Source organism: Tolypothrix sp. VBCCA 56010, assembly GCF_050875635.1.
GTDB lineage: Bacteria > Cyanobacteriota > Cyanobacteriia > Cyanobacteriales > Nostocaceae > Hassallia.
In genome coordinates, this window is the sequence record NZ_JBPAOH010000024.1 from 12,891 (window position 1) to 24,482 (window position 11,592).

Consider the following 11,592-nt stretch of genomic DNA (forward strand, 5'->3'; position numbering starts at 1 on the left):
TTTATTCAACTCTATTTAGGAATTGTGAATTGATTCGGTGGTATTATTCCAGCGCCTTTGCTGTTGAATTTCTTCGAGGAGTTTGCGGTTAGCTGCTATCAAGTCGGCAACCAGACCAAAGAGCCACAACTGAAAGCCAATGATAATCAAGATAGCAGCAAGAATTAAGCTGGGAACGCGGGTTCTTTCGCTACCCATAAAGAAATATATTAGCCAGCGAATCCCTAAAATAATACCCGCGCCCAAGGGGATATTTCCCAATAACAAAAAGAAGCGCAGGGGCTTGTACAGCATGAAAATGCGGAGAATCGTAAAAAACGATCGCACGACATAATTCCAATTGCTCCGTACTAGACGAGATGGGCGTAACGCCGGATTTGTTTTAATCGGTACTGAAGTAATTGCTATTCCTTTTTGCCCTGCTTGGATAATTGTCTCAAGGGTATAGGTATAACTATTAAAAACATTGAGTTGCATAGCGGCTTGACGACTGAAAGCACGAAAACCGCTAGGAGCGTCGGGAATATCGGTATTAGAAGCAATGCGTACTACCCAACTTCCTAATTTTTGTAGTAGCTTTTTGAATGGAGAAAATTCAGGATTTGTCTGAATCGATCTGGCTCCTACTACTATTTCTGCTTTTTTTAGAAGAATAGGTCCAATTAATTTCGGAATGTCCGCAGCACAGTATTGATTGTCTGCATCTGTATTCACAATAATATCTGCCCCGGCTTGGACAGATGCTTCTAGCCCAGCCATAAAAGCTTTGGCGAGACCTTGGTTTTGGGGGAAACTGACGATATGATCGACCCCGTGTAATTTTGCTACTTCTATTGTGCGATCGCGACTGCCATCATTGATTACCAACCATTCGACGGTATCGACTCCAGATAATTGACGCGGCAGTTCTTTCAAAGCTATTCCTAGAGTTTCTTCTTCGTTGTAGCAGGGAATTTGGATAATCAGTTTTGTCATTTGATTGGCAACTTGAAATGAGAATTTTTTTTACTCAATCAGGATTTATACGCTCCGTTTTAAATGTAAGATAGGCAGTACCCATTTTACGCTACCTGTAGTTAATAACGGTTCTGTTTGCGTAGAGCTTGCGAATGATACACAAAAACAAAGATCGACCAAGATATTATACACCTGAGTTCGACGGCAAAAAAAGTCGGAAAATTAGCCCAGTACACTTTGTAGCAATACAGCCCTGTATTGCTACAGTCTAAACTGTCTTAACTGTCTTGCTTAACTGTCTTATCTGTCTTAACTGTCTTATCTGTCTTAACTGTCTTATCTGGGATTGCAAATAACACTTAAATATCGAATAATGTTTCACTAGACAGGGAACGTTCTGCTCGCTTACTAAGTTTCAAGAAGAAAACCTTGATATTGCCTCAATTTTCGGTCAAGATATACTTCCAGATTTCGTTCGTTTTATAGATAAAAGCACAATAATGAACAATTTAGAAATAGCAGTAATCGCCATGTCAGGTCGTTTACCGGGAGCAAAAAATATCGAAGAATATTGGCAGAACCTGCTTCATGGTGTAGAATCTATTTCTTGGTTCTCAGATGAGGAGTTGTTAGCTGAAGGTGTAAAACCAGAGTTGTTGAGTAACCCCAACTATATAAGATCTGGTGGAGTGCTGTCTGAGATAGATATGTTCGATGCCAGTTTCTTTGGTTTTAGTCCCAGCGAAGCTAAATTAATGGACCCACAACAACGCATGTTCTTAGAATGTGCGTGGGAGGCCATAGAGAAGGCAGGTTATAACCCAGAAACTTATGATGGTCTAATTGGCGTTTATGCGGGCATAGGTATAAACACTTATTTAATTAATAATATTTATCAAAATCCAGATATATTGGAGTTAGTTAATCTGCACCAACTGGTGACAGCCAACGATAAAGATTATTTGCCGACGCGAGTGTCTTACAAGCTGAACTTGAAAGGACCTTCCGTAAACGTGCAAACGGCGTGTTCTACATCATTGGTAGCAGTGCATCTGGCTATCATGAGTTTGCTCAATGGTGAATGCGATATGGCTTTGGTCGGTGGGGTGTCGGCGCGAGTTCCTCACAAAGTAGGTCATTTGTATGAAGAAGGAATGATCTTATCGCCAGATGGACATTGTCGGGCTTTTGATGCCCAAGCAAGAGGGACTGTAGGCGGAAATGCTGTAGGAATTGTTGTTCTGAAACGACTCTCAGATGCTCTAGCCGATGGAGATTGCGTCCACGCGACAATCAAAGGATCGGCTATTAATAATGATGGTTCCTTGAAAATAGGCTATACAGCTCCTAGTATAGACGGTCAAGCAGCGGTTATTGCGGAAGCTCAGGCAGTGGCAGGAGTCGATCCAGAAACAATTACCTATATTGAAGCCCACGGCACGGGAACAAATTTGGGCGATCCCATTGAAATAGCAGCACTGACACAAGCTTTTAAGGAAAAGACGGATCGGAAAAACTTCTGCGCGATCGGCTCAGTAAAAACTAATATAGGTCATACGGATGCAGCATCGGGTGTCGCGAGCTTGATTAAAACGGTATTAGCGTTGAAGAACAAAACAATACCTCCTAGCTTACATTTTGAAAAGCCAAACCCTAAGATTGATTTTGCCAATAGTCCTTTCTACGTTAATAATCGCTTGTCGAAATGGGAAACGAATGGTTTTCCCCGCCGCGCTGGGGTTAGTTCCTTTGGGATTGGAGGCACTAACGCCCATATTATCTTAGAAGAAGCGCTGCCTCAAGAAGCATCTACTGAATCACGTCCCTGGCAAATTATAGTCATTTCAGCGAAAACAAGTCATGCCCTAGAGCAAAGCACAAAAAATTTATCAGCCTATTTCCAGCAAGAACCAAAACTGAACATCGCGGACGTAGCATATACTCTGAGTATGGGTCGCCAAGCATTTAACTACAGACGTATGCTTGTTTGTCAGCAGCTTGATGAAGCGGCGATCGCCCTAAGTAAATTAGAACCAACACAAGTTTTTACCAGCAATATCGAACCCAAAGAACGACCATGTGTGTATATGTTTTCTGGGCAGGGTTCTCAGTATGTTAACATGGGGCGGGAATTATACGAGAGCGAATCAATCTTTAGAGAGCAAGTCGATCGCTGTGCGGAATTATTGCTGCCGGAACTAGGACTGGATTTGCGCTCGGTACTCTATCCGAGTGCGGAAAAAGTCGAGGTTGCAGCCCAACAACTCAAACAAACAAAAATAGCACAACCAGCTCTATTCGTAATCGAATATGCCTTGGCGCAGCTATGGCAGGCTTGGGGAGTGCAGCCAGAAGCGGCGATCGGTCATAGTATTGGAGAATATGTAGCAGCTTGTATAGCAGAAGTTTTTTCTTTAGAAGACGCCTTATCTTTGGTGGCGGCTCGTGGGAAAATGATGCAGGAAATGCCCACCGGTGCTATGCTTTCTATTCCTCTACCAAAAGAAAAAGTAAAAGCCGCCTTAGGAACAGAACTATCATTAGCAACAATTAACTCTCCGTCTAGTTGCGTGGTTTCAGGTCCTGTTGCAGCAGTCGAGGCTTTAGAAAAACAACTCGCATCTCAAGATATTCAATGTCGTCGGCTGAACACTTCCCATGCTTTTCATTCCTGGATGATGGACCCGATGTTAGACCGCTTTGCAAGGCGGGTAAAACAAGTTAGTCTTCAGCCTCCAAAAATTCCCTACTTGTCCAACCTAACTGGCACATGGATTACAGTAACGCAAGCGACAGATCCTAACTATTGGGTACAACATCTGCGTGAAACGGTGCTATTTGCAGAAGGTTTGCTTTCTTTATTGCAAGATCCAGATCGAGTATTGCTAGAAGTCGGACCCGGACGAACCTTGAGTACCCTAGCTAAAAGACATCCAGATAAGTCTACAGCACAGTTAGTATTAACGTCGCTGCGTCATCCTCAAGAAGAACAGGCAGATCAAGCTTTTTTACTTGACACTTTGGGCAAGTTATGGTTGGCTGGGGTAAACGTGGATTGGGAACAATTCTACACTAGGGAGCGACGCCATCGTCTGCCATTGCCTACCTATCCCTTTGAACGCCAGCGTTACTGGATTTCACCTCAAAAACAGTCACACAAGATTGGTCAACCGATCAAACCTAGTGAAGAAGGTAAAAAGCAAGATATTACCGATTGGTTTTACATCCCATCTTGGAACAGGTCTCTGCCCGGAGCGGCTAAACAGGGCAAACTGCCCGATCGCGTCCTACTGTTTATTGATGAGTATGGTTTGGGCGAGCAACTGGCGAAACAGCTACAAGAACAAAGTATCGAGGCGATCGCCGTTAAGATTGGAGAATCCTTTACCAAGCTGCACGATCGCTTGTATGCGATTAATCCAAGAGAAATCAAGGACTATGAGAGATTGTTCGCAGAACTACCGACAATTCCCAAAACAATCGTGCATCTGTGGAGTTTGGTAGGAGATGACCACCCCCCGTGCTCCTTTGAGAAAATCGAAGAAGTTTTAGATCGAGGCTTTTATAGTCTGCTGTTCCTCGCTCAAGCATTGGGCAAACAGAACTTAAATGATGATTTTCAACTGGCAGTCGTCTCCAATAACTTGCAAAATGTCACCGGACAAGAACGGTTGCGTCCAGAACAGGCAACAATCGTAGGGTCTGTGAAAACCATTCCCCAGGAATACCCTACTTTTAACTGTCGGAGTATTGATGTAGAAATTCATATAGCAGGAACCGAGCAGTATCAGGAAACGATAGACCAACTGATGACCGAGTTGAGAATTCATTCCTCTGATGAAGCGATCGCTTACCGAGGACAGCATCGTTGGGTACAAACTTTTGCACCCATACCCTTGGAAGACAAACCAAATGAGGGGATACAACGATTAACTCCAGGAGGGGTCTATCTCGTCACGGGTGGAATGGGAGGTATTGGACTCGTATTAGCAGAATATCTGGCGCAGACAGTACAAGCAAAACTGGTTTTGATCGGGCGATCGGCTTTTCTGGAACGAAACGAGTGGTCAGAGTGGTTGGCGACTCACGACGAAGCAGAAAGCGTTAGTCGCAAAATTCGTAAATTGCAAGAACTGGAAAAATTTGGCGCTGAGGTTTTACCCTTGCGTGCAGACGTTGCTGATTTTCAACAGATGCAATCGGCGATCGCACAAGCAAAGCAACATTTTGGTAAAATCAACGGAGTCATCCACGCCGCCGGGGTGCCTAGTGGCGGCTTGATTCAGCAAAAAACACGAGAAATGGCTGAAAAAATTCTCGCTCCCAAGGTAAGGGGTACTCTTATTCTCGATGCCCTTCTTAAAGATACTCAGCTAGATTTCTTTGTTGTTACCTCTTCACTAAATTCCGTTATCCCTGTATTGGGTCAAGTTGACTATTGTGCTGCCAATGCTTTTCTCGACGCATTCGCTCAGTATAAAAACTCCAAAGGTACATTCACAGTATCTATAAACTGGGATGCTTGGCAGGAAGTTGGCATGGCAGCGGCAACGGCAGAAAAACCAGCAGAAACAAAAGTTAATTACTCACACATCGCTCACCCGTTATTCGATAGCGTTATGGGAGTAGATGAAAGCAACAAAAAAATATACATATCTAACATGAGTATCAGTAAAAACTGGATACTCCAGGAACATCTTGTCATGGGACAAGCAACTATTCCGGGAACTGCATACTTAGAAATGGCGAGGGCAGCTTTTGAACACCAAACGAGTAGCGAAACCGTTGAACTGCGGGAAGTATTTTTCTTGACTCCATTAACTGTGAAAGCAGATGAAGAGAAAGAAGTAAGAACAATTATTACTAAAAATGGAAATGAGTGGGAATTTGAGATAGTCAGCAAATTGAATTCCCATTCACAGCAGTGGCAAAAACATTGTGTTGGAGAAATTGTCAGCCTAGAAGTAGAGACTACACAACTTGCGATCCAAAAACTAGAAGCAAAATTTCCAGAACAGAAACAAACCCCCATTTCAGCACAGCAACCGCAAGCAGGTTTGATAGAATTCGGTCCGAGATGGGACAATCTAAGATGGGTAAAGTTTGGTCAAAATGAGGGATTAGCCTTTCTGGAACTGAACGAAAGCTTTATGGCTGACATCAAAGATTATAAATTACACCCAGCTTTATTAGACACGGCTACCGGTTTCATGGGCTTAAAAAATCAAGATGGCGCTTACCTGCCGTTTTCTTATAAAAAAGTCAAGATCGCTAGACCGATATCAGAAAAAGTCTACAGCTATATTACGCGACAGCCAGTTAATGGTAAATCGTCCAGTTTGAAAATGAATGTTACCATCGCAGACGAAATGGGAGTAGTGATGGTGGAGATTGAAGACTATACTTTGAGGAAGATCGATGGAAGCAAATAACACCTCGATTCCAAGTATTACTCCCTTCCCGCTGCAAAATTACCTATCTTCTTTTTCTTCCTCCTTCGTGTCCTTCTCCTTCGGAGACGCTACGCGAACGTGTCTTCGCGGTTCGTTAAATAGGTATTCTTCGAGCGGGAAGGGATTATAAACCCAAACAGCACAAAAAGTCAAGAGTAATAAACTTAACTTTAGCTTGAAATTAAATATGATAGCAATAGAACCAAAAACAGAAAAAGAACAGTTTTTTCATGAAAGTGAAAACTATGCATTGGAAATTGCCAACATCGGACTGCTGGACACCCTCAAATTTCAGTCAGTCCCCCGCGTCCAACCCAAAGATGGGGAAGTAGAAATAGAAGTTCTGGCAGCGGGTTTGAATTTCAAAGACGTACTCCGAGCGTTGGGAACGATGCCGGTGGAACCAAATGCCCCCGTTAGATTTGGCTTGGAATGTGCGGGAAAAATAGTCAACCTGGGAGATAAAGTTGAAGGCTGGGAGATTGGAGACGAAGTAATAGCCTTTGGTTCCAACTGTTTTAGTAGGTATATAACAAGTTCTACAGAATTAATTGTTAAAAAACCCAAGTTCCTCAGTATAGAAGAAGCCGCAACCATACCAGTAGCCTTTATGACTGCTTACTATGGCTTAATAGAATTGGCAAGACTGCGACGTGGAGAGAAAGTTCTTATTCATGCTGCCACAGGAGGCGTGGGAATGGCAGCTGTACAGGTGGCTCAGTGGGTGGGAGCAGAAATTTTGGCAACGGCTGGCAACCCAGAAAAACGCGCATTTCTGCAAGGACTGGGGATAGAGTGTATTATGGATTCCCGGTCTCTGGATTTTGCGGATGAAGTGATGCAATACACCAACGATAGAGGTGTAGATGTAATTTTGAATTGCTTGGCTGGAGAATTCATAGCCAAGAACTTTGCGATTATGGCTCCCTACGGACGCTTCATAGAAATAGGGATGCGGGATATATACAGTAATAGTCAATTTGGTCTAGAACCATTTAAGAAAGGTTTATCTTTATTTGCCCTGTTAGTGGGACCTGAACTTCCCAAATTTAGTTCTATTTTTCGAGAGATCGTCCAAGAATTTGACAAAGGGAGTTTTAGTCCGCTTCCGGTTAAGGTATTCTCGGCAATGTCGGTGGATGAGGCTTTCGGATATATGGCGCGGGCGAAACATATCGGGAAGATTGTGGTGTCTTTCCCCGGACTAGCAGAACATAAAAGTCAGGAAAAAAATGGGCGCGTGTCTGTTGCGGCTGTCAGTTCTCGCAGTCGTGAAAGAGAGTTAAGTAAAGGGATATTGCCGAAAGAAGGTGTAGAAGCTTTTAGACGAATTTTGGGCAGTACCCTACCCCAGGTTGTAGTATCTACTGCCGATTTGACAACAAGGCTAAAGCAAGCGACACAGAGTGCAGGAGGTATTTTCTTAAAAGAATCACAATCAGCAGCAGCACCAGTATCCTCAGTTGCCCATCCTCGCCCTCAACTAAATAATGCTTACATAGCCCCTAGCACCGACGTTGAGAAAAAGGTGGCTAAAATATGGCAAGATTATTTGGGAATTGAGCAAGTGGGGATTCATGATAACTTTTTAGATTTAGGTGGCGATTCTTTGCTGGCTACGCAAGTAATTGCTAGATTGCGTGAGGTTTTTTCTGTAAAGTTATCTTTGGCTAGTTTGTTTGAAGCTCCTACTATTACCCAGATGGCTAATAATATTGAAGGAATGATTTCTGCCGAGCGGGGGCAAAAAGACACCAGCGATATGACAGACAGAGAAGAAATAGAAATCTAACTATGAAAAGCAGTTCCGATTTTTTATCAGACTTGGAAAAGCAGGACATCAAAGTTTGGGTAGAAGGCGATCGCCTGCGATGTAATGCGCCGAAGAAAATGCTCACACCAGAATTACGGGCTGAATTGACAACTCGCAAGCAAGACCTCATAGCATACTTGCAGCAAGCGCAAGCGGCGTTAGAAGAAACTCCTTCTATTCGTTTAGTTGACCGAAGTCAAGACCTGCCTTTAAGTTGGACTCAGCAACGACTTTGGTTTCTAGATAGATTAGAAGGAGGAAGTAACGCTGCTTATAATTTGTCAACGGTCTTAGAGATAAATGGCAACTTAAATGTCAAAGCTCTAGAACAAACCTTAGCTGAAATCATCAGGCGTCACGAGATATTGCGTACTACTTTCAAGTTAGTAAATGGTACACTAGTGCAAGCGATCGCCTCCAGCTTAACCATAAAATTGCCTGTCATCGACTTGCAGCAGTATTCAGAAGCGGAAAAAGCTACTGAAGTGCGACGGTTAGCTCTTGAAGAAATATCACGAACGTTTGATCTAGTCAACGGACCGTTGGTGCGGAATATGCTGTTGCGACTGGGATCGCAGTCCCACGTTCTGCTTATGACTATACACCATATTGTCTTTGATGGGTGGTCTACAGCAATCTTTATTAAAGAATTGTCTACTTTATATCAAGCCTTTGCAAAAGACTTGCCCTCACCTTTAGCAGAATTGCCAATCCAGTATGCCGACTTTGCGGTTTGGCAACGCCAATGGCTTGAAGAAGATATCTTAAAACCCAAGCTAGACTATTGGAAACAAAAACTAGCTGGGACACCGGCATTGTTAGAATTGCCGAGCGATCGCGATCGTCCTCTAGTAGATAGTATGCGAGGAGATAGCGAGACATTTCAGTTAAACACAGAGATAACTGAAAAGCTCAAAAATCTCAGCAAGAGGTCTGGCGCTACTCTTTATATGATTTTGTTAGCGGCTTTGGCAACTTTATTGTTTCGTTACAGTTCTCAGTCAGATATTGTTATTGGTTCTCCAATTGCCAACCGTTACCCCAAAGAGACAGAGCCACTAATTGGATTATTTATTAATACTCTGGTATTGCGGCTTGATTTGAGTGAGAATCCCACTTTTCTGGAACTATTAAATCGGGTGCGTCAAGTAACTTTAGAGGCTTACGAAAATCAGAACGTTCCTTTTGAAAAGCTAGTAAAAGAGCTTAATATAAAACGAGATTTGAGTCGCAATCCTTTGTTTCAGGTATGGTACACTCTGCAAGATACGGCAGTTGAAGGATTAGGATTAAGTGGTTTGCAAGTGCGATCGCTAGAATTCGAGACCCCAACCGCAATTTTTGATTTAGAATTTATTCTGGAATATATCCCAGAAGGCATAAAAGGTCGGTTGAGATATAAAACAGATTTATTTGAAGCATCGACAATAGTTCAAATGCTTCAGCATTTTCAAACACTGCTACAAAGTATTGTCGCAGAACCAGAACACAGGCTAAGGAATTTAAGACTTTTAACTGATGAAGAAACAGGTGGTTATAGTACACATGACTTTCCGGATGCGGAGTTAAGTCAAAGCGAGTTCGAGAAGTTGATGATGGAAATTGGGAAGATTTCCGTTCGGTAAAAATCAGGGTAAGCGCATCTCAATTTCAGCTTTACCGAAAAGTTTTCTTGAAGCTGAACTTCCCCCCAAGCAAAAAGAGCGATCGCCCTTGATACTCCTTTCAGGATATACTTATTAACGGTATTAAGAGGACTTTGGTTAGTAGCAGGAACTGTGGCTTTTATATTACTAAAAAATGGTGATAAAAAGGGTAGATTAGAGGGTTTATATTTTTAGGGAATTAAGAAGAATCAGCTAATTTTATGACCTTAGCTGAACAGCCCTATTTGAGACCGTAGGACGTGAAGCAAAGCTATTCTAAAAAGTATTTCAAACCCTACTAATTGATAGCAATCCTCCACTAACCTTACTACCTTTATCTAATGGCTGGACAGTCTCTCTTGCTATTGATTTAACTACCCTTGATAAAGCAGCATTGGCACCGGAGAGTTTCAAACCCTTACTGGAGCATTAGCATGTCAAACTTTGAGCTGATAATTAAGCTATTACTGCAACTGACCTTCATTTTGGCTACTTGTCGCCTTGTGACAATAATTGGGCGTCGCTATCTTGGGCAAACCGATGTGGTCTGCGAGATGATCGCCGGTGTGATGTTAGGACCATCACTGTTTGGCTTCCTCGTGCCAGAGTTTCAACAATGGCTGTTTCCCAAAGCTCCAATCTTGATTGAGGGGGCAACGAAGATTCCGAACCCATCAATGTCGATTCTCTTTGCCATCAGTCAGATTGGGCTGGTGCTTTATATGTTTTTGATCGGCTTGGAGTTCAATACTGAGGTGCTAAAGCACCATGTAAAAAGTGCGGGCTTGCTATCTGGAGCGGGTATCTTAACTCCATTCATATTAGGTGCGATCGCAACTCCGTTATTGTACGGTACTGGGAACTTCTTTAAACCTGGGGTTAGCCTCTGGGCAGCAGCGCTATTTCTGGGTGCGTCGATGACAATTACGGCGTTTCCCATGTTAGCTCGCATCATATACGAACGTGGTCTCGCCAAAACCCGCCTTGGAACCTTGGCGCTGGCGGCAGCATCGCTGGATGATGGCGTCGCCTGGTGTTTGCTAGCGATTGTCCTCGCGAGCCTTAAAAATTCAGTAAGTATTGCAGCATTGGCGATTGGTGGTGGCTTTGGCTACGTGCTATTTATGATCTTCGTCGGGCGTCCGGCATTTACCATTTTCACTCGTCGGACTAAGCACGATGGGGGTGTGACGAGACAAACGCTGACTTTATTATTGATAGTTTTGATGTTCTGCGGCTGGTTCACCGATGTGACGGGCATCTATGCGATATTCGGCGCGTTTATTTTGGGTACGGTGATGCCACGCGGCGAATTCGCCGACCAGGTTCGCAAACACACTGAGTTTTTGACGACCTCGTTTTTGCTACCGATCTTCTTCGTCTTCTCTGGTCTCAACACCCAGATTGGTCTGGTAAATACACCTACCTTGTGGGCTGTCACGGTACTTATCCTGATAATCGCCATTGTCGGTAAGGGGGTGTCATGTATGCTGGCAGCGCGATTTGGGGGTGAAAATTGGCGCAATTCGGCGACAATCGGTGCGTTGATGAATGCACGAGGGTTGATGGAGTTAATCATCCTCAACGTTGGGCTGGAGCAAGGCGTAATCACGCCGACGCTATTCACCATCATGGTGATTATGGCGATTGTTACCACGCTGATGGCTTCGCCGTTGGTTGCCTTCTTCTTCCAGGAAAGGGTAGTTTTAACCTGAATGTGGCG

5 protein-coding genes are annotated in these 11,592 nt (G+C 43.5%); 4 read left to right on the top strand and 1 reads right to left on the bottom strand.

Translation table 11 applies throughout. The annotated features are described in order from the left end of the window. Positions 1-15: 15 nt before the first annotated feature. Positions 16-975, bottom strand: a complete 960-nt coding sequence (locus tag AABK37_RS11000) for a glycosyltransferase family 2 protein (protein ID WP_432551609.1) — start codon at positions 973-975, stop codon at positions 16-18. Positions 976-1,457: 482 nt separating this feature from the next. Between AABK37_RS11000 and AABK37_RS11005 the strand changes: the two genes are divergently transcribed. From AABK37_RS11005 to AABK37_RS11020, 4 genes are all read left to right on the top strand, one after another. After that, the gene (locus AABK37_RS11005; RefSeq protein ID WP_432551610.1) at positions 1,458-6,389 is read left to right on the top strand and encodes an SDR family NAD(P)-dependent oxidoreductase; all 4,932 of its coding nucleotides are present in this window, start codon (positions 1,458-1,460) and stop codon (positions 6,387-6,389) included. Between the two features lie 208 nt (positions 6,390-6,597). After that, entirely contained in the window at positions 6,598-8,202 is a 1,605-nt protein-coding gene (locus AABK37_RS11010; RefSeq protein ID WP_432551611.1) for a zinc-binding dehydrogenase, read from the top strand. Between the two features lie 2 nt (positions 8,203-8,204). Next, a complete protein-coding gene (locus AABK37_RS11015) occupies positions 8,205-9,848 on the top strand; it encodes a condensation domain-containing protein (RefSeq protein ID WP_432551612.1) in 1,644 nt (547 codons plus the stop codon). A gap of 455 nt (positions 9,849-10,303) precedes the next feature. Further along, positions 10,304-11,584 (top strand): cation:proton antiporter domain-containing protein, encoded by a 1,281-nt coding sequence (locus AABK37_RS11020; RefSeq protein WP_432551613.1) that lies wholly within the window; start codon positions 10,304-10,306, stop codon positions 11,582-11,584. The last annotated feature ends 8 nt before the right edge of the window (positions 11,585-11,592 follow it).

Excerpts from the sequence above, each read along its gene's own strand:
- AABK37_RS11000 (WP_432551609.1), bottom strand. The coding sequence starts at position 975 with ATGACAAAACTGATTATCCAAATTCCCTGCTACAACGAAGAAGAAACT.
- AABK37_RS11005 (WP_432551610.1), top strand. The coding sequence starts at position 1,458 with ATGAACAATTTAGAAATAGCAGTAATCGCCATGTCAGGTCGTTTACCG.
- AABK37_RS11010 (WP_432551611.1), top strand. The coding sequence starts at position 6,598 with ATGATAGCAATAGAACCAAAAACAGAAAAAGAACAGTTTTTTCATGAA.
- AABK37_RS11015 (WP_432551612.1), top strand. The coding sequence starts at position 8,205 with ATGAAAAGCAGTTCCGATTTTTTATCAGACTTGGAAAAGCAGGACATC.
- AABK37_RS11020 (WP_432551613.1), top strand. The coding sequence starts at position 10,304 with ATGTCAAACTTTGAGCTGATAATTAAGCTATTACTGCAACTGACCTTC.